Origin of the sequence: Bulleidia sp. HCP3S3_C9 (assembly GCF_052064035.1) — a bacterium.
Taxonomy (GTDB): Bacteria; Bacillota_I; Bacilli_A; order Erysipelotrichales; family Erysipelotrichaceae; genus Bulleidia.
This window is the reverse complement of the sequence record NZ_JBQHWJ010000014.1, coordinates 19,277-38,976: the sequence shown is the minus strand read 5'-3', so window position 1 is coordinate 38,976 and position 19,700 is coordinate 19,277. Positions and strand designations below refer to the sequence as shown.

Below are 19,700 nucleotides of genomic sequence, written 5' to 3'. Positions count from 1 at the left end.
CAAAAGCCAAAAACCAGGAATAGCTATCTGATAGAAGACAGTTCTATTCCTGGTTTTACTGTTGTCTATAGAGATTACCAATTATCAATAGTGCTTAACTTAATGACATTGAGATGAAGGTTCACTTTTTCTTTTACATCTTTATATCACTCATTGAGTAAACACTTAATGCAAGTGTTGATAAGTTATGTAGATATGCTGTAGAAGAAGGTGGCAATATACCAAGAATTCCTAGTGCAATCAATGTAGAATTGATTGTCATGATTTTGTGGTAATTTCCTTCAATTCTATTTTCCAGCTTTGTACTCAAATTTCGTAAAGCTGCAATTTTTGTGATATCATCTGCCGGTACAGTAATATCTGCAATTTCACGTGTGATTTCAGCACCATTTGATATCGCAACCGCAACATCTGCTTCACTCAAGGCAAGCGCATCATTGATACCATCACCAATCATGATTACTTTCTTCCCATTACTCTTTTCTTTACGTACAAATGTTGCTTTATCTTCTGGCAATACTTCAGAATAATATGCATCCATTCCTACTTTTGACGCAACAGCCTTTGCGGTTCTTTCAGAGTCTCCAGTCATCATCACAAGATTATGTAAACCACTCTCATGTAAAGAATGTATCAGTTGTCCACTTTCTTTTCGAATTGGATCTTCAATGAGAATTACCGCAACAAGTCGATTTCCAATTGCCATGTATAAATGTGAGTATTCATCTGGAATATTGTTGAACTTTTCTTTTTCACCTTCTGGGATAATACACTTTTCATCTTCAAACAAGAAGTGATGAGATCCAATCAGAACCTTCTTTCCATTGATAGAAGAAACAATTCCATGGGCAACAACATATTCTACTTTTGAATGCTTTTCTTCATGCACAAGACCTTCATCTGCAGCAGCCTTAACAACTGCATTTGCAATGGAATGTGGATAATGTTCTTCAAGACACGCGGCAAGCTTCAGCATTTCCTTCTTGTCATTTCCTTCAAAGGTAACAATATCTTTCACCTTTGGTGAAGAAACAGTTAAAGTACCTGTCTTATCAAAGACAACCGTATCAGCCTGACTTACTGTCTCCATATACTTTCCGCCCTTGATCACAATTCCCATGTTAGAAGCCTGTCTCATCGCAGATAATACCGCAATTGGAATCGACAGTTTCAATGCACATGAGAAATCAACCATCAAAACAGAAAGAGCTTTGTTCGTATTTCTTGTCAGTGCGTAAGTTAACGCTGTACCTATTAGAGAATAAGGAACAAGACGATCTGCCAATTCTGTAGATCGATTTTCAAAATCCGACTTCATTTTTTCAGATTCTTCAATCATATTGACAATACGATCATATCTGCCACTGCCACTGATAGAAGTCACTTCAACAATGCACTCGCCATCTTCCACAACTGTACCTGCAAAAACCGGTTTACCAGCATCTTTATTCACAGGCAAAGATTCTCCCGTCATCGAAGCCTGGTTTACTTCCGCATTTCCTTTCACAACAATGCCATCCAATGGAATCATATTACTTGTACGGACAACGAAACGATCACCTTTTTTAAATTCATTTACAGCTACAAGTACCGTCGCACCATCATCAAGTACTTTCCATGCTTTTTCCACATTCAATGACATACTGCGTGCAAGATCATCAACACTCTTCTTGTGTGTCCATTCTTCTAATATTTCTGAAAGTCCAAGCAGGAACATCAAGTCGCCTGCAGTATCAAAGTCGCCACGAAGCATACTAATCAAGATTGTCGTTGCATCCAATACGCTCACTTCAATATTTCCCGCAAGCAGCGCCTGTACACCAGGCACAATAAATTTCCAGCTCTTCGCAAAAGAAATTGCACTTCTTAAAGGAAGTGGAAAAAACATTCTTGTTACTGCACGCTTTAACGTGTGATAAATGACTTTATCTTCGTATTCTCTTGCAAGTTCACGTCCAGTATGTTCAGGAACAACATCTGTATTCTCTTCATAATGAAAAGAAGAAAGCAAAGAAATAATGTTCTGTCTATCTGTATCAAACAAAACAATGACATCTGATGTTCTGTCATTGACCTTAACATCTTTTACGCCTGTCTGCTTCTTTAGATAGTATTCTAGAATATCTGCCTGTTCCAGTGTCATTCGATACTGAAGCATGTGTACACGCATGCGTCCCTTTGATTCATGTAGAATCTGACACTTCATAGATTACGCGTCTTTCTCTTCACAAGATTCAAGAAATGCTTTTGCATCAGCAATCATTTTTGCTTCTTTTGCCTGTGCTCTTTTTTCATTGATTTCTTTTGCATCAACACCAATATTTTCACAGTTTTCCTTTAAAGCTGTATAAACTTTTGCCACTTCATCAACACTTCTCATAGCAGCAGCTGTACAATGTGTATAAAGCTTTTTTTCATCATCACTTGTTAAAATATTTACACCAACTGTTCCAAGTAAAACACCATATCCAACCAGTCTCGCACTTAATAAATTCATCTTTATACCTCCTGCCGTTTCACGGCTTTATCAAAAAAAAATTATAAAGCCAAACATGCGTATTCGTTAGTCTAACATTTACTTTTTCACTTTGTTAGCTAACATTTCAGGCTGATAAAGAATGATTCACACCTGAAAAGACACAGGCTCTTCTGCAAAGCTGTGTCTTTTCATTCATCAATTATTTAAAGTACTCAACAGCACTCTTGAAGATTTCATTTTCTAGATTTTTATCTGGAATATTGACATACATGTTGTCACCACTTCTTTCAGAGTGACCCATCTTGCCAAATACTCTACCATCTGGTGATGTAATACCTTCAATTGCTAAATAAGAATTATTAGGATTGAATCTAACATCACTTGTAGGATTGCCATCTAGATCAACGTACTGTGTAGCTACCTGACCATTTTCAATGAGCTGCTGCAGTACATCATCATTCGCAACAAATCTACCTTCACCATGAGAAATTGCTACAGTATGAATTTCACCTGGCTTTGTATGTTTTAACCAAGGAGACTTATTGGAAGCAATTCTAGTTCTAACAAGCATAGACTGATGTCTGCCAATTGTATTGAATGTTAATGTTGGGCAGTTTTCATCTGTATCAATGATTTTTCCAAAAGGAACAAGACCTAACTTGATCAAAGCCTGGAAACCATTACAGATACCACACATCAAACCTTCACGGTTATCAAGTAAATCCGTTACGGCTTCTTTTACCTTAGGGTTTCTAAAGAACGCTGTAATGAATTTCGCAGAACCTTCAGGTTCATCACCACCAGAGAATCCACCAGGGATTGCAATAATCTGTGATGCATGAATCTTTTCAGCGAATGCATTTGCACTTGCTTCAATATCTGCACTTGTCAGATTCTTGATAACAAAGATTTCACACTCAGCGCCAGCTCTTTCAAAAGCATGTGCTGTATCCCATTCACAGTTCGTTCCTGGGAATACTGGAATAAGTACATGTGGTTTTTCCACTGTATAGCTTGCATGTAATGTTTCGCTAGCTTCATAGTTGATTGGTTGAATTTCCTGCTTTGGATTGACATCTGTATATGGGAATACAGGCTGAAGCTTATCTTCATATGTCTTCTGTAATGACTCTAGATCAACTTCACCTTCATTGGATATGATCTTGTATGCATCGATTGTTCTGCCAAGTAATGTACCTTCTTCTAAAGTTCCATCAACTTCTACCATGAATGCACCATAGCATTTATCAAATAAATCATCTACCACAAAAGAAGGATCTAGTTCAAACCCGATCTTGTTACCTAATGCACACTTGAGAATACCTTCTGCAAGTCCGCCATTTTCCAATGTCCATACAGATAATGCCTTCTTATCTTTAATGATAGATTCCATCGCATCAAATGTATTTCTAACACTTTCCCAGTCTGGATTGCCATATGCATCATAAGAAGGTTTCAATACATAAACATTATGTCCAGCACCCTTCCATTCATCAGATACAGCTTCACTAGCCTTACATGTAGAAACAGAGAATGCAACTAATGTAGGTGGAACATCAATATCTTCGAATGTTCCAGACATGGAGTCTTTTCCACCAATTGCACCAATTTCTAATTCCCGCTGTGCTTTTAATGCACCAAGTAAAGCAGAGAATGGCTGACCCCAACGCTTAGGATCTGTATACATATGACCAAAGTATTCCTGGAAAGACATCCATGCATGATGATAAGAACCACCTGCAGCTACGATCTTGGCGATGGAAGAAATGACAGATTCCTGTGCACCTGTAAATGGATTTTCACTCATTTCATATGGATCAAATCCCCAAGCCATCAAAGAAGCAGTATCTGTTTCCGCATTCAATACTGGAATCTTTGCACACATTGCCTGTGCTGGTGTTAACTGTGTCTTTCCACCAAATGGCATTAAGACTGTACCTGCACCAATTGTAGAGTCAAATCTTTCCACAAGGCCCTTCTGGGAACAAACATTCAAGTCAGATGCCAATGCTTCCATTCTTTCCGCAAATGGTTTTGTTTCCATAACGACCTGCTTCTTGCCATGGTCTTCAACTTCAACATCTGTATAACGCTTTGCACCATTTGTATTCAAGAATTCTCTTGAAATGTTAACAATATCAACACCATCAAGATACATGATCATACGAGCTTCTTCTGTTACTTCTGCAACAACAGTAGATTCCAGATTTTCATCACTCGCAAGCTTCTGAAAATGATCTGCATCTTCTTTTCTAACAACAACTGCCATTCTTTCCTGAGATTCTGAAATAGCAAGTTCTGTTCCATCAAGACCTTCATATTTCTTAGGAACCTTATTTAAATCAATATGTAATCCATCCGCAAGTTCACCAATCGCAACAGATACACCACCTGCACCAAAGTCATTACATCTCTTGATCAGCTTTGTAGCTTCAGGGTTTCTAAACAGTCTCTGCAGTTTTCTTTCTTCAGGTGCATTCCCCTTCTGTACTTCTGCACCGTCTTTCGCCAAAGAATCAACATTATGAGATTTCGAAGAACCTGTAGCGCCTCCGCATCCATCTCTACCAGTCTTTCCACCTAGCAGGATAACAACATCTCCTGCTTCCGGTCTTTCACGAACAACATTTTCACTTGGAGCTGCTGCAATGACACCTCCAACTTCCATTCTCTTAGCAACGTATCCTGGATGATAGATTTCAGTGACATGCCCTGTAGCTAAGCCAATCTGGTTACCATAAGAAGAATAACCAGCAGCTGCTGTTGTAACAATCTTACGCTGAGGAAGCTTTCCTTCTAATGTATCTTCAATTGGGAGTAATGGATCTGCAGCACCCGTTACACGCATTGCCTGATAAACATAGCTTCTACCAGACAGAGGGTCACGAATTGCGCCACCTAAACATGTAGCTGCGCCACCAAATGGTTCAATTTCAGTAGGATGGTTATGTGTTTCATTCTTGAACATCAATAGCCAATCCTGATCTTCACCATCAACATCAACCTTGATTCTTACAGAACAAGCATTGATTTCTTCAGATTCATCCAAGTCTTTCAGCTTACCCTCTTTCTTAAGAGCCTTGACACCAATTGTTGCAAGATCCCACAAAGAAAGTGGCTTTTCTGTTTTTCCTGCGTAAACTTCTTTACGCAAATCAAGATAAGCATCATATGCTTTCTTGATATTTTCATCCTTGATATCAACATTGTTGATAATTGTATTGAATGTTGTATGACGACAATGATCAGACCAGTATGTATCAATCACCTTAATTTCAGTGATTCTTGGATCTCTCTTTTCTTCGTTCTTGAAATAATCCTGCAGGAACTTGATGTCTGCAAGATCCATAGCCAAGCCATTTTCACTTCTAAATGCTTCCAGTCCTGCTTCATCTAAATCAATAAAACCATCCAGGATTTCAGGTAAAGCTGGCTTTTCATAATTCTGATGAATTGTTTCAGGTTTTTCTAAAGAAGCTTCTCTTGCTTCTACTGGGTTAATCAAAGTCTTCTTGATCTTTTCTTTATCTTCTTCTGTAAGATTACCCTTGATGTAATACAAACGCGCACTGCGGACTTCAGGCTTTTCCTTCATTGTAGCAAGTTGAATACATTGAGAAGCAGAGTCTGCTCTTTGATCAAACTGACCAGGAAGATATTCAACAGCGAGTACCCATTCATCATCTTCAGCAACAGGTGCTTCTTCATAAAGTGTATCTACCTGTGGTTCAGAAAGAATTGTTCTTTCTGCCATTTTAAAATCTTCTTCATCAATATTTTCAAGATCATAGCGATTGATGACTCTTACATTTCTTACATCATCATTTAACAAAGCAATCTTCAGATCACTCTTCACACCATTTGCTTCTGTAGCGAATGGCTGTTTCTTTTCCACAAAGCAACGATATACGCTCATTTACTTTCTCCTATTTCTTTCCAATATCTGTACGATAATGCATCTTGTCAAAGCCAATTTCCTTTACAGCTTCATATGCCTTATCTAACGCATCTTGCAAGGTAGCGCCCTTAGCAGTAATGCCAAGTACTCTTCCACCATTTGTATAGAATTTACCGTTTTCCTTCTTTGTTCCAGCATGATATACGATGACACCATCATGCTGGCCATTTTCATCTAAGCCATGGATTTCAAATCCCTTTTCATATTTCACAGGATATCCACCACTTGCTTCTACAACACAAGCACAAGCTTCTTCACTCCACACAACATCAACATCTTTTAATGTTCCATCGTGACATGCTTTCATGATTGTAAGTAAATCAGAATTCAACAAAGGTAATACAACCTGTGTTTCAGGATCTCCAAATCTACAGTTATATTCCACAACACGTGGTCCCCTTGGTGTAAGCATTAAACCAAAGTACAGACATCCTTTAAATGTTCTGCCTTCAGCATTCATTGCTTTCACTGTTGGAAGAAAGATTGTTTCCATACATGTTTCCGCAATTTCTTTTGTGTAATAAGGAGAAGGTGCAATTGTTCCCATACCACCAGTATTGAGACCCTCGTCATTATCATATGCACGCTTATGATCCATAGAAGAAATCATTGGCTTCACAACATTACCATCTGTAAATGCTAGAACAGATACCTCTTTACCTGTCATAAATTCTTCCACAACAACTTTATTGCCACTCAAGCCAAACACATGTTCAACCATCATTTCACGTAAAGCAGTTTTAGCATCATCCAGTGTTTCACAAATCAATACACCTTTACCAAGTGCAAGACCATCTGCTTTGATGACAATTGGAAATGTATTCTTTTCTTCAATGTAATGTAAAGCTTCTTTCTCATTGTCGAAAGTTTCATAATCCGCAGTCGGAATTCCATACTTTTTCATCAGATCCTTAGAGAAAGCTTTACTTGCTTCAATGATTGCTGCATTGGCTTTAGGACCAAAGCAAGGAATTCCTGCTTCTTCCATCTCATCTACCATACCTAATGCTAGTGGATCATCTGGCGTAACAACACAGAAATCAATGGCATTTTCTTTCGCAAATTTCACCATGTTTTCTTTATCTGTTGCCTTGATATCAACACATTCTGCATCTGCACTGATACCACCATTTCCTGGCGCACAATAGATTTTTTCAATTTCTTTATTTTCTTTCAATTTACGGATCACAGCGTGTTCTCTTCCGCCAGATCCAACAACTAATAATTTCATTGTTCTATACCTTCTTTATTAATGATGGAACAATCTAACACCATTAAATACAAGTGTCATATTGTATCGATTGCATGTATCAATGACATTGTCATCACGAATAGAACCACCTGGTTCAACAATGAATTCAACACCACTCTTGTGTGCTCTTTCAATATTATCTCCAAATGGGAAGAAAGCATCAGATGCTAAAGAAACACCATTCATCTTGCTTAGCCATTCCTTCTTTTCTTCCTTTGTGAGTACTTCAGGCTTTGTTTCAAAGAAGTTTTCCCATGTACCATCTCTTAATACATCTTCATATTCATCAGAGATATATACATCAATTGTGTTATCGCGATCAGCTCTACGAATTCCCTGTTTGAATGGTAATGCCAATACCTTTGGATTCTGTCTCAGCCACCAGTTATCAGCCTTATTTCCAGCAAGTCTTACACAATGGACACGGCTTTGCTGACCAGCACCAATACCAATACACTGACCATCCTTTGCATAGGCAACAGAGTTAGACTGTGTATACTTCAATGCAATTAAAGCAATCATCAAATCTCTTTTTGCACTCTCAGGAAGATTCTTATTTTCACTGATGATATTTGTTAATAAAGATTCATCAATCTTGATATTGTTTCTACCCTGTTCAAATGTAATACCAAATACCTGTTTATGTTCAATTTCTTCTGGAACATAGTCAGGATCAATCTGAACAACATTGTAGTTTCCCTTTTTCTTCTGACGCAGAATTTCTAGTGCTTCTTCTGTAAAGCCAGGCGCAATCACACCATCAGATACTTCCTTCTTTAGAAGTCTAGCAGTATCTGCATCACACACATCAGAAAGTGCAGCCCAGTCACCATAAGAAGACATACGATCTGCACCACGTGCTCTTACATATGCACAAGCAATCGGAGACAATTCTTCCTCATCTACGAAATAGATCTTACGATCCGTTTCACTCAATGGAAGTCCAACTGCAGCACCTGCAGGAGAAACGTGCTTGAAAGAAGCTGCTGAAGGAAGTCCTGTTGCTTCTTTTAATTCTTTTACAAGCTGCCAACTGTTTAATGCATCTAAAAAGTTGATATAACCTGGTTTTCCATTTAATACTGTCACTGGTAATTCACCATCTTCTACATAAATACGAGATGGTTTCTGATTTGGATTACATCCATACTTCAAAGCAATTTCCTTAGCCATGTTCTTTCTCCTTCTTACTTATTCTTATTGAAAATCATTGTTTTTGTTTCGCCTGTTTCAATATTCATATGACATGTATATAAAGAAACCTTATTATCTTCATTCAATGCTTCCCATACATGATTTGCCCATTCATCAAACTTTTCATGAGCCATATCCCAACGAATTGGTTCTCCTTCAAAAGAAGGAATTGGATTACCATTTGTCTTATATGTTGTAATCAAATGCCCAACACCATTTTCTGCTTCTGGATATTCAAAGAAATAACGGCCAACTGCACTGCCTTCAAGATTCATACTCTTTAAGATTGACATCTTATAGCCAGCACCTTCTACAAGTGCAGAAATTCTTGGAGTCCAGTTTGGTCCATCTGGTTCAAATGTTCTTGTGCGTAATGCATCTTCAAAAGTCTTGCCTTCTTTTAATGCATTCCAGATTGTATCTGTCTGATCACCATTTGTAACGATTGTCTTGTTTTCAAGCTTTCTAACCGGGTGATAAATAATCAATGAAGGATCTTCCATCTTACTTGGATCAAATGCTTCTGTTCTGATGCCATCTTCTGTTTCCAGGAATACTCTATTTCTAGAATTGCTGCTTCTTCCCATGATCCAGTAAGCAATACGAATATTTTTTCCACATGGAGTTCTGCCAATTGCGATACCACGACCTGGGTATTCGTTATTCTTCAAGTAATCAATCAAATCAACGCTCATTTGTCTTCTCCTTCATCTAATTGTTTTGCGATATCTTCACAGGCTTCTGGCAATAATATCCATTCTGCCTGTTCCATAACTCTTCTCTGTAAAGTTTCAGCAGTATCACCATCTTCAATATATACTGCTTTCTGCTTTAGAATTCTTCCACCATCCGGAATTTCATTGACAAGATGTACCGTAGCACCTGTCACTTTTACGCCTCTAGCAAGCGCAGCTTCATGCACTTTCAATCCATAGAAACCTTTTCCACAGAAAGAAGGAATCAAAGATGGATGAATGTTGATAATTCGATCTCGATATGCCTGGATCACCGTTTCTCCTAAGATACTTAAGTAGCCAGCTAATACAACCATATCAATATTGTGTGCATGTAGTGTTTCTACAATTGCTTTATCAAATGCATCCTGGTTTTCATATGCCTTTCGTTTCACAACAACAGTTTCAATACCATTATTTTCAGCACGCTCTAGAGCATATGCAGAATCATTAGAAGCAACGACCAAAGTAATTTTTCCGTGTGGGATCTTTCCAGCCTTTTCAGCGTCGATCAGTGCCTGTAGATTTGTTCCTCCACCAGACACCATGACTGCGATGTTTCTCATTCAATCACCACAGAGTGATCACCCTCACTCATTTCACCAATAACACTTGCCTTGATACCAAATTCATTCATCAATGCAATTGTCCTGTCAGCATCTTTACCATCAACAATGACAGCCATACCTACACCCATGTTGTATGTATTAAACATATCATGTTCAGCAATATTTCCCTTTTCCTGAATGAGTTTAAAGACAGGCAATACTTCCCAGCTTCCCTTATGAATCACAGCATTCAGATTATCACCATATGCACGTGGCAGATTTTCATAGAAACCACCGCCTGTAATATGAGAAATAGAATGTACATCTACTTCTTCTAACAGCTTCAAGATTGGTTTAACGTAAAGCTGTGTAGGTTCTAGCAAAGCTTCTCCTAATGTCTTGCCATTTAATTCATCCTTGTATTTTCCAAGCACTTCTGCATTATCAATATCAAAGACTTTTCTAACAAGAGAGAAACCGTTGGAATGTACACCAGTAGATGCTAAGCCAACGATAACATCACCCTTCTTAACATTCTTCTTATCTAAGATATTCTTTTCATCCACAATACCAACTGTAAAACCAGCAAGATCATATTCTTCTTCTGGCATCATACCTGGATGTTCAGCAGTTTCACCACCAACAAGTGCACATCCGCTTTCAACACATCCATCAGCAATTCCCTTTACAATTGTGGCAATCTTTTCAGGAACGTTTTTTCCACATGCGATGTAGTCCAAAAAGAATAATGGCTTTGCACCAGCACAGATAACATCATTCACACACATTGCAACGCAATCGATTCCAATTGTGTCATGCTTGTCCATCAAGAAAGCAAGCTTCAGTTTTGTACCAACACCATCTGTACCAGAAATAAATACTGGTTTTTCATATCCTTTGAGATCTGGAGCAAATAGACCGCCAAATCCACCAATACCACCAAGTACACCTGGGATTTCTGTACGCTTTACATCCTTTTTAATGAGTTCAACAGATTCATAGCCGGCAGTAACATCTACACCAGCTTCTTTGTAAGCATTTGAATAACTTTTTTCCATGTCTTATAGCTCCTTGATCTTTTCTTGTATTCCTGCGTCTTTCTTTAAGACAGCTTCACTTTGCTTATTTCTGTCTTCAGCAATCTTTTCAGCTAAAGATTCATCAGATAATGCAATGATTTCTGCGGCAAGATATGCTGCATTCTTGCTTCCATCAATTGCCACTGTTGCTACTGGGATTCCACTAGGCATCATGACAGTCGCAAGTAACGCATCTGTTCCTTCTAGAACTGCTGATTTTAATGGAACACCAATGACTGGTAATGTTGTATGTGCAGCAAGAACACCTGCTAAAGCTGCAGCCATGCCTGCACCTGCGATAATGACGCCAAATCCATTTTCTTTTGCATTTGATGCGAATTCAGCTGCCTGCATAGGAGTTCTATGTGCAGAATATACATGTACTTCATAAGGAATTTCATAACCTTCTAATACTTTAACAGCTTTTGCCATAACTGGCGCATCAGAATCACTACCCATAACAATTGCGACTTTTTTCATTTTAACCTCCTCTAGTAGAATCAAAAACAGCTAACGGAGTAATTCCATCAGCTGTTATTTTCATCGTTATTTAGACAGTTTGATACCGCAGATAAGATTGGATAGTTTACTAGCATCCAAATCTGTAATGTTATTTGTTGTTCTCAAAGATGTGACAATTAATTTCATTAGTTGTTTTCCTTCCTCTGATACACAATAAATACTACGGTTCAAAGACGCTATTATGTTATTAGAAAATAGAAAAAAAGTAAAGGAATAATGTCTCTTTCATACATTTTTCTCTAACAATTTCTGATATGTCAGATTGATAAAGAATGCACCAAGTGGAGCAGTTAATAAAATTGCACACACTGCAACTGTTAATACAATATTTCCACAAGATAATCCCATTGCTAAAGGAATAGAACCAATGGCCGCCTGTACCGTTGCTTTTGGTGTATAGGCAATCATGCAAAAGAGTCTTTCTTTTCTTGTTAATGATGTTGAAGTAACACAAAGATACACACCAGTCATTCTAAAAATCAAAGCTAGTACAATGATTAAAATCGCACTCGTACCTGCCTTTAATGCATATGTTGGATCCACTGCTGCACCTACAAGCTCAAACAATAATATTTCCGCAACAATCCACAATTGAGAAAATTTATTGGATAAGTTAACAGATATCTGTTCTCTTTCAAAATGAATCATTGCACTCATTGCCATGATTGCAAGCAATCCAGAATATCCAAAATAGCCAGTACATACATCTTCTGCTTTCACCAGAATAAATGACAAAGATAGTAACACTATCACTTTAACTGTATCTCTAACATTCACTTTATCAAAGAAGCGATTCGATACATATCCAATGAGAATCCCTGAAGCAACACCACTGATAATGGAAGTTGGTATTCTCAAGAAATTCAGTGCATCTAAAGAACCAGAAGAAGCAAGTGATGTAAATGAAGTAAACAATACAATGACAAATACATCATCCACAGATGCACCAGCCATAATTAATTGTGGAATACCTTCCTTTGTTCCATATCCTTCCTCAATGAGTTTTAACATGTTAGGTACAACAACAGCTGGTGATACTGCAGCTAAAACAGAGCCAAGAATCAAAGAATCTAATAATGAAAGATGCAGAATGACTGGCCCTAATAATGCAAATCCAATGATTTCAAAGGTTGCTGGAAGAAAACACATTAATATTGCTGGTCTGCCAACTTTCTTTAACGCATCCAAATCCAGATTCAATCCCGCACGGATCAAAATAATGATCAACGCAACCTTACGAATCGATGCAGAAGCATCCAATATCGAAGCGTCAATCAATTTAAAACAATATGGCCCTAACAAAATTCCACATAACATAAAGCCAAATAATGGTGGAAATTTGATTTTCTTAAACAAATCTCCAAGCAATAATCCACAAAGTAAAAGTAAAGCAAAACTAAATAACATAAACACCCTTTCTAGCAGGCAAAGAAAAAAGCTGATTTCCTGCATGATAAAAAAACATTGCAGAAGTCATCAGCTGTAATAGCGGTTTGGAATTTCTTCCTGGAAGACATCATTTCCGCCAAATATATTAACCCTGATTTACAAATTTGAGAAGCAGTAATTTTGTATCTGTTGCGGATAAAAGAACAATTTTATCAGCCATATTTGTATGGAAACATTGTTGAGAATCAATGATCATCTGTCGATTATGGTAAAACAATGCACATTTTCCTTCTACAGAACAAAGAATCAAATTATCATTGCTGCTCAGCTCCATGCGACTGTTCTTTCCCATATGTATTGCATCTAATTGAAATAGCTTATCGTTCACAAGTTTTTTCTGAGAAATATCAGATTCTTTTTTATCAATTAAATGATTGATTGACATCGTTTTTCCAAGCATATTCCCCTCACAGAAATTCGCAGTATAGCGCATGGATAAAACAGTAAAGACAGCATCTTCTTCTGCATACCAGCTCACTATCGTATGCGCTGGACGAATCCAGAAGTCTCCTGGTTTCAAAACAATTTCTTCATAGGAATTTCTGTCTATATAATATTTCAAATGCAATGTTCCAGTATTACATGTATAAATTCCAATATGATGATATCTCTCTGGAGAACCGGCAGTATTTGCTCCCATAGAAAAATGAGTAATTCGATACCCATTTTGTTTAAACGAAGTATTTTCAATAATTGTATGCGGTTGAGGCGCATTGTTTTTATCAATGAAATATATATCTTCAATCTTTCTCATGTGTTTTTCTCTTTCTACGAATGTGGTTGAGGTTCCTTTCAAAAGAACCGTTGTTTAAAAGCTCCGCAACAACAAGCTGCATAAATTCACTCACCGTGCACGAACGAAATGATTGTGTCTGTTCATAAGCTTTTAGTAAATCTTCTGGTAATATCATATAACCAATTCGAATAGAAGACGAGATTGTTTTTGTAAAAGTATTCATATAAATCACATGTTGAGGATCTAAAGAGAATAAAGTTTCCTGTGATTTGATGGATTTTGTAAATTCAGATTCATAATCGTCTTCCACAATAATCGCATGTCGTTCATTTGCCCATTGAATATACTCTCTTCTTTTGGATGCATCAGTTGTTGACCCTGTTGGAAACGAATGATATGGCGTGACATGCAGAATAGAGGCTGGCGTTCTTTCCAGTTCTGTGGACAAAATACCATTTCTTCCAAGTTTCAACAAATCTACTTTCACGCCGCTTGCACGATAAATACGATAGATTTTTTCATACGATGGTGATTCAATGCCATAGATCTTACTTCTTCCAAGAAGATCTACAATCAATGAATACAAATATTCACTACCTGCACCAATAATAATCTGTTCCGGTGGAACAATGAGATTTCTACTGCGTGCTAGATATTTACTGATTGCATTTCTTAAATAAATATTGCCTTTTCCTTCACTTCTAGATGGAAGTTTGGAATGCATCATCCCTGTCACTTTTCTACATGCCTTTGCAAATACACTCGCTGGAAAAGTTATATCTGTATTCTCAAATGACACAGAGATATCCACAAGTGTCGCTTCGCTTTCAAAAACATCTCCTACCTGATATGAAACGTAATATCCACTTCTTGGTCTAGATTCAATATACCCTTCATCTACCAATAGTTCATATGCATGTTCAATTGTAATCAAACTGCAGTTTTCTTTTTGTGCCATTTCTCGCTTTGATGGAATTCTGGATTGATATGGATAAATCCCATGAATGATTTGATTTGAAATATTTTGATATACACGGATATATGCTGGTGTTTTTTTCATTGTTTCATTATAAAAGAAAAATATATTTTTTGACATTTGAAAACAACTATAGTATTATCACTACCGCTAAAACTTCATGTGAATTTTTCTGGGGAATACCCCACTTTTCGTCACATATTATTTGTGACGATTTTTTTATGGAGGTGACAACAATGAATCAAACATACATGAAAGAAAAAAAGATATTGCCACTTGTATTCACAATGTCATTGCCAATGGTATTGGGAATGCTTGTCAATGCACTATATAACATCGTAGATAGTTATTTCGTTGCACAGATTTCTGAAAGTGCAATGACCTCAATTTCTCTTGTTTATCCACTGCAGCTCATCGTTACTGCAGTCGCAGTTGGTCATGGGATTGGTGTCAATGCCATTGCTTCTTTCTATCTAGGAGCGCAAGATCAAAAACGTGCAAATGATACTGTATCCTTAGGATTATTCCTTTCCATGATCCATGGCATTTTATTAACTGTTGGATGTATTGGTGTATTGCGACCATTCTTGCATTTATTCACAACAAATCCTGAAGTCATTCAAAATGGAATCACATACGGAACACTTGCATTCCTGTTTAATTTTCTAAACTCTATTGCCATTGCCTATGAAAAGATCTATCAGGCAGAAGGAAAAATGACAGTTTCTATGATTGCAATGTTATGTGGATGTATCTGTAATATTATTCTTGATCCAATGATGATCTTTGGTATTGGCTTCTTTCCTGAAATGGGAATTGCTGGTGCAGCATTAGCAACAGGAATTGGGCAGGTACTTACACTTGTCATCTACTTGATTATCTACTACACAAAAGAGTCCCAACTACGCATTCATTTTTCAAAAGAAATGTTCCAGAAAACAATCTGTAAAAGAATCTACAGTGTTGGCTTGCCAGCAACAATGAACCTGTCTCTTCCATCCATTATGATCACGCTATTGAATGGCATTCTGGCAGAGTTCTCAGATATGTATGTACTGGTTTTAGGAATCTATTACAAGTTACAGACATTCATCTATTTAACAGTCAATGGCATTGTACAAGGTATTCGTCCATTAATCGGATATAACTATGGTGCAAAAGAACATGAAAGAGTGAAAAAGATTTTCTTTACTTCATTGTTACTTGCAGTTTCTATCATGTTTATTGGAACATGCATCTGCTGGCTTTTTGCAGATAATCTCATGCATTTATTCACACAGAACACAGAAACGATCCGTGCAGGATCTTCTGCATTGCATATCATCAGCAGTGGATTTGTCATTTCTTCCATTTCTGTCATTGTCTGTGGTGTATTAGAAGGTCTTGGAAAAGGAAATCCATCTCTTGTTATTTCTGCACTTCGCTATATTATTGTCATTATTCCTGTATCCTATGTATTATCTAGATTCTTAGGCGCAAGTGGTGTATGGCATGCATTCTGGATCAGTGAAACAATTGCATCACTCATATCCATCATTATCATTAGAAAAACAATCAAGTTTTAACTAAAAAAGGAACACTTCAAATTAGAAATGTTCCTTTTTTCATATTAGTTTAATTTGAGATCATTTTCTTTGATCCATTGTTTCTTACGTAGAATATTACAGAAGATAACACTCAATACTGCAGGCAAGATAAAGCAGATCATTACTAATCCAATCCAGTCAAACGCAGTAATTGCTTTTCCACTTGCAAGCCATCCTGTATATACACCAATCTGACCAACAAGGCCACAAGTACCCATACCAGAGCTGACTGCTGGTCCATTCATTTCTAAATGGAAAATACAAGTTGCGATAGGTCCTGTAATTGCGGAAGCAAGAATTGGTGGAATCCATGTTTTCGGATTCTTAATGATATTTGGCATCTGAAGCATACTTGTGCCAATACCCTGTGATACAAGACCTCCAATACCATTTTCTTTGTAGCTCATGCATGCAAAGCCAATCATTTGTGCACAGCATCCAGCAACTGCAGCTCCACCAGCTAAACCTGTCAAGCCAAGTGCAGCACAGATTGCTGCAGAAGAAATTGGAAGTGTTAATGCAATACCAACAAGTACAGATACAAGAATACCCATCAAGAATGGCTGTAATTCTGTAGCCCACATAATTAAATTACCAACAGAACTTGCAGCTGCACCAATCGCAGGTGCACATAATACACTTAATCCAACACCAACAAGTATTGTTGCTGCAGGTGTGACTAGAATATCTACTTTTGTTTCTTTTAAAACTAACTTGCCGACTTCACTTGCAACAATCGCAATCAGGTATACAGCCAAAGGTCCTCCAGCACCACCTAATTCATTCGCAGAAGCACCCACTGCAATCAATGAAAATAATACAAGCTGTGGTGCATGCAATGCATATCCAATAGAAGCTGCCATTGTAGGTCCAGCAACACTGCTTGCATATGTACCTGCATTTACCAAGAAATCAATGCCTGTCTGCTGCCCTAATGTCTTAATGATTGTTCCAATCAATAAGCTTGCAAATAAACCTTGTGCCATTGCACTCATCGCATCAATACCATAACGATGTGCTGAGATAATGACATCTTTCCTTTCAAAAAAAGATTAAATCGTATTCATTTTTCTACCCCTTTGCGTAACTATTAAACAACGATGCGCGTATAAGTGCAATAGTCATTTTGACAATAACTTTGTTGTGTAAAAGAAAAAGATATCACTTCATGGATACCTTTATCTGTTTCTTAACTTTTGATCTACATATGCAGCTGCAGAGATTGCCGCAATATTTCCTTCACCAGCAGATTTAATGAACTGATATGGCAAACCAACAATATCCCCTGCCGCAAAGATACCAGGAATATTCGTTTTCATTTCACGATCTACTTGTACAGCATTACCTTCTACCTGTAATCCAGGAACCAACTGTGTTGGAAATTGTGCTGCTCTTAATACAAACACGCAATCTGTAGAATATTCATTCTGATCCGTCACCAAAGTATTTGCTTTCATCATTCCTTTGATCTCAACAGGTTTTTCATTCACCACAACAATATTGTCATGCTTGAATGCAATCTCACCCTTATACAAAGGAATATACTTCACAGAATTACATACTTCACCAAGGAATTCAGCTTCACTTTCTTCTTCCTTTGAACCGCCAATGACAATTACATCTTTTCCTTTATATAATGGTGCATCACATGTTGCACAATAGGAAACACCTCTGCCTAAGAATTCACTTTCTCCATTATATGGTTTTCCCGCAACAACACCACTTGCCAGAATTACGCTTTCAGCTTCCACCATTTCATTATTACTTAACTGTAATGCAAAATAGTCACCCATTGCATATACTGTTGTTACTTTACATTCTGTAATTTCAATTCCAGCATCATGCATTTGATTCGTAAATGCTTCTGCCATTTGTTTTCCAGTTACATTTGATAAGCCAAGATAGTTTGTAATTGGATGATCAATTACCTGCATCTTGTTAGATAGATCTTTTGTGCCAAAGATCTGAATGGATTTATTTCTATTTTTCGCAGTCAAAGCTGCTTCTAGTCCTGCAGGGCCACTGCCAATAATTGCGATATCTACTCTTGTCATATAATTTTCTCTTCTTTCATTTTTAATTGTACATTTTACCTGCTATTTCGCAAGTTTCATGCTCGTTTCTATTGTGTTCTTGTATAATGGTTTGCATTAAGAGGGAAAAGATATGAATTTAATTACACCTGAAAACTATGAACCAGTATTGTCTGTCATGCAGACACAAGAAGCAATCAAATATATTCGTGATACATTCCAGAGAGAATTCGGAAAAGAACTAGGATTATTAAGAATTTCTGCACCTTTGTTTGTCACAAAATCTTCTGGTTTGAATGATAATTTAAACGGAATTGAAAGGCCTGTCAGCTTTGACATTCAGGAACTGCCTGATGAAAGAGTTGAAGTTGTTCAGTCTTTAGCAAAATGGAAAAGATTTGCGTTAAAGAAATACGGCTTCAAGGAACATGAAGGTCTTTATACAAACATGAACGCAATCCGCAGAGATGAAATCGTAGATAACCTGCATTCCGTCTATGTTGATCAATGGGACTGGGAAAAAATCATCACAAAAGAAGAAAGAACAGAAGAAGTATTAGAAGCAACAGTCAAAGAAATCTTCAAAGTAATCAAGCATATGGAACATGAAGTCTGGTATAAATATCCAGAAGCAGTATGTCATTTAGCTGATGAAGTATATTTCATTACTTCTCAGGAGCTAGAAGATCGCTACCCAGATTTATCTGTCAAAGATAGAGAAAATGCCATCACAAGAGAACATAAATGTGTATTCATCAAACAGATTGGTCATCCATTAAAAAGAAGCGGAAAACCACATGATGGTAGAGCTCCTGACTATGATGACTGGAATCTCAATGGAGATTTATTATTCTGGCTGCCTTCTTTAAATCGTGCACTTGAAATTTCTTCTATGGGTATCCGCGTGGACGAAGACACTATTGTTTCTCAATGTAAAGCATCTCATTGTGAAGGTAGACTCACACTTCCTTATCATCAAATGATTCAAAACAAAGAACTGCCATACACAATTGGCGGTGGTATTGGTCAATCCAGACTCTGCATGCTTTTATTAAATAAAGCACATGTTGGTGAAGTACAAGCTAGTATCTGGCCACAGAAAATGATTGATGAATGTGAAAAGCACAATATCCATTTGTTATAAAATACTAGAT

General features: G+C 37.3%; 16 protein-coding genes and 1 riboswitch. Of the genes, 2 read left to right on the top strand and 14 right to left on the bottom strand.

Annotated features, from left to right (window positions below; translation table 11 throughout):
• Nucleotides 1-133 precede the first annotated feature (133 nt).
• The 12 genes from ACTND6_RS04135 to pdxR form a co-directional block, all read right to left on the bottom strand.
• A complete protein-coding gene (locus ACTND6_RS04135; protein ID WP_441022152.1) occupies nt 134-2,206 on the bottom strand; it encodes a heavy metal translocating P-type ATPase in 2,073 nt (690 codons plus the stop codon).
• Between the two features lie 3 nt (nt 2,207-2,209).
• The gene (locus ACTND6_RS04130; RefSeq protein ID WP_441022154.1) at nt 2,210-2,497 is read right to left on the bottom strand and encodes a DUF6110 family protein; all 288 of its coding nucleotides are present in this window, start codon (nt 2,495-2,497) and stop codon (nt 2,210-2,212) included.
• Between the two features lie 181 nt (nt 2,498-2,678).
• A complete protein-coding gene (locus tag ACTND6_RS04125; protein WP_441022155.1) occupies nt 2,679-6,395 on the bottom strand; it encodes a phosphoribosylformylglycinamidine synthase in 3,717 nt (1,238 codons plus the stop codon).
• A 10-nt stretch (nt 6,396-6,405) separates the two neighbouring features.
• The gene (gene purD, locus ACTND6_RS04120; RefSeq protein WP_441022157.1) at nt 6,406-7,668 is read right to left on the bottom strand and encodes a phosphoribosylamine--glycine ligase; all 1,263 of its coding nucleotides are present in this window, start codon (nt 7,666-7,668) and stop codon (nt 6,406-6,408) included.
• Nucleotides 7,669-7,686: 18 nt separating this feature from the next.
• Nucleotides 7,687-8,862 carry a phosphoribosylaminoimidazolecarboxamide formyltransferase gene (locus tag ACTND6_RS04115; RefSeq protein WP_178176461.1) on the bottom strand — a complete coding sequence of 392 codons (1,176 nt, stop codon included), beginning with the start codon at nt 8,860-8,862 and terminating at the stop codon, nt 7,687-7,689.
• A gap of 14 nt (nt 8,863-8,876) precedes the next feature.
• The gene (locus tag ACTND6_RS04110; protein ID WP_441022160.1) at nt 8,877-9,578 is read right to left on the bottom strand and encodes an IMP cyclohydrolase; all 702 of its coding nucleotides are present in this window, start codon (nt 9,576-9,578) and stop codon (nt 8,877-8,879) included.
• Nucleotides 9,575-10,183 (bottom strand): phosphoribosylglycinamide formyltransferase, encoded by a 609-nt coding sequence (gene purN / locus ACTND6_RS04105; protein ID WP_441022162.1) that lies wholly within the window; start codon nt 10,181-10,183, stop codon nt 9,575-9,577. Before purN ends, ACTND6_RS04110 begins: the two co-directional genes overlap by 4 nt.
• Nucleotides 10,180-11,223 (bottom strand): phosphoribosylformylglycinamidine cyclo-ligase, encoded by a 1,044-nt coding sequence (gene purM, locus ACTND6_RS04100; protein ID WP_178176455.1) that lies wholly within the window; start codon nt 11,221-11,223, stop codon nt 10,180-10,182. The genes purN and purM overlap by 4 nt, the downstream gene beginning before the upstream one ends.
• 3 nt (nt 11,224-11,226) lie before the next feature.
• A complete protein-coding gene (purE, locus tag ACTND6_RS04095; RefSeq protein ID WP_441022164.1) occupies nt 11,227-11,724 on the bottom strand; it encodes a 5-(carboxyamino)imidazole ribonucleotide mutase in 498 nt (165 codons plus the stop codon).
• Between the two features lie 267 nt (nt 11,725-11,991).
• Nucleotides 11,992-13,173 (bottom strand): cation:proton antiporter, encoded by a 1,182-nt coding sequence (locus ACTND6_RS04090; protein ID WP_441022166.1) that lies wholly within the window; start codon nt 13,171-13,173, stop codon nt 11,992-11,994.
• Nucleotides 13,174-13,226: 53 nt separating this feature from the next.
• Nucleotides 13,227-13,299: riboswitch (Fluoride riboswitch) on the bottom strand.
• 1 nt (nt 13,300) lies between these two features.
• On the bottom strand, nt 13,301-13,969 hold the full coding sequence (locus tag ACTND6_RS04085; protein WP_441022168.1) for a hypothetical protein: 669 nt from the start codon (nt 13,967-13,969) through the stop codon (nt 13,301-13,303).
• A complete protein-coding gene (gene pdxR, locus ACTND6_RS04080; protein WP_441022170.1) occupies nt 13,956-15,011 on the bottom strand; it encodes a MocR-like pyridoxine biosynthesis transcription factor PdxR in 1,056 nt (351 codons plus the stop codon). The genes ACTND6_RS04085 and pdxR overlap by 14 nt, the downstream gene beginning before the upstream one ends.
• Before the next feature lie 152 nt (nt 15,012-15,163).
• Between pdxR and ACTND6_RS04075 the strand changes: the two genes are divergently transcribed.
• Nucleotides 15,164-16,492, top strand: coding sequence for an MATE family efflux transporter (locus tag ACTND6_RS04075; protein ID WP_441022172.1), 1,329 nt, complete (start codon nt 15,164-15,166; stop codon nt 16,490-16,492).
• 44 nt (nt 16,493-16,536) lie between these two features.
• Here ACTND6_RS04075 and ACTND6_RS04070 read toward each other — a convergent pair whose 3' ends face one another.
• Nucleotides 16,537-17,508 carry a PTS transporter subunit IIC gene (locus ACTND6_RS04070; protein WP_441022174.1) on the bottom strand — a complete coding sequence of 324 codons (972 nt, stop codon included), beginning with the start codon at nt 17,506-17,508 and terminating at the stop codon, nt 16,537-16,539.
• 183 nt (nt 17,509-17,691) lie between these two features.
• On the bottom strand, nt 17,692-18,567 hold the full coding sequence (locus ACTND6_RS04065) for an NAD(P)/FAD-dependent oxidoreductase (RefSeq protein WP_441022176.1): 876 nt from the start codon (nt 18,565-18,567) through the stop codon (nt 17,692-17,694).
• Nucleotides 18,568-18,679: 112 nt separating this feature from the next.
• Between ACTND6_RS04065 and asnA the strand changes: the two genes are divergently transcribed.
• Nucleotides 18,680-19,690 (top strand): aspartate--ammonia ligase, encoded by a 1,011-nt coding sequence (gene asnA, locus ACTND6_RS04060; protein ID WP_178176434.1) that lies wholly within the window; start codon nt 18,680-18,682, stop codon nt 19,688-19,690.
• Nucleotides 19,691-19,700: the final 10 nt, after the last annotated feature.

Coding starts and splice junctions, on each gene's coding strand:
- ACTND6_RS04135 (WP_441022152.1), bottom strand. CDS start 2,206: ATGAAGTGTCAGATTCTACATGAATCAAAGGGACGCATGCGTGTACAC.
- ACTND6_RS04130 (WP_441022154.1), bottom strand. CDS start 2,497: ATGAATTTATTAAGTGCGAGACTGGTTGGATATGGTGTTTTACTTGGA.
- ACTND6_RS04125 (WP_441022155.1), bottom strand. CDS start 6,395: ATGAGCGTATATCGTTGCTTTGTGGAAAAGAAACAGCCATTCGCTACA.
- purD (WP_441022157.1), bottom strand. CDS start 7,668: ATGAAATTATTAGTTGTTGGATCTGGCGGAAGAGAACACGCTGTGATC.
- ACTND6_RS04115 (WP_178176461.1), bottom strand. CDS start 8,862: ATGGCTAAGGAAATTGCTTTGAAGTATGGATGTAATCCAAATCAGAAA.
- ACTND6_RS04110 (WP_441022160.1), bottom strand. CDS start 9,578: ATGAGCGTTGATTTGATTGATTACTTGAAGAATAACGAATACCCAGGT.
- purN (WP_441022162.1), bottom strand. CDS start 10,183: ATGAGAAACATCGCAGTCATGGTGTCTGGTGGAGGAACAAATCTACAG.
- purM (WP_178176455.1), bottom strand. CDS start 11,223: ATGGAAAAAAGTTATTCAAATGCTTACAAAGAAGCTGGTGTAGATGTT.
- purE (WP_441022164.1), bottom strand. CDS start 11,724: ATGAAAAAAGTCGCAATTGTTATGGGTAGTGATTCTGATGCGCCAGTT.
- ACTND6_RS04090 (WP_441022166.1), bottom strand. CDS start 13,173: ATGTTATTTAGTTTTGCTTTACTTTTACTTTGTGGATTATTGCTTGGA.
- ACTND6_RS04085 (WP_441022168.1), bottom strand. CDS start 13,969: ATGAGAAAGATTGAAGATATATATTTCATTGATAAAAACAATGCGCCT.
- pdxR (WP_441022170.1), bottom strand. CDS start 15,011: ATGAAAAAAACACCAGCATATATCCGTGTATATCAAAATATTTCAAAT.
- ACTND6_RS04075 (WP_441022172.1), top strand. CDS start 15,164: ATGAATCAAACATACATGAAAGAAAAAAAGATATTGCCACTTGTATTC.
- ACTND6_RS04070 (WP_441022174.1), bottom strand. CDS start 17,508: ATGAGTGCAATGGCACAAGGTTTATTTGCAAGCTTATTGATTGGAACA.
- ACTND6_RS04065 (WP_441022176.1), bottom strand. CDS start 18,567: ATGACAAGAGTAGATATCGCAATTATTGGCAGTGGCCCTGCAGGACTA.
- asnA (WP_178176434.1), top strand. CDS start 18,680: ATGAATTTAATTACACCTGAAAACTATGAACCAGTATTGTCTGTCATG.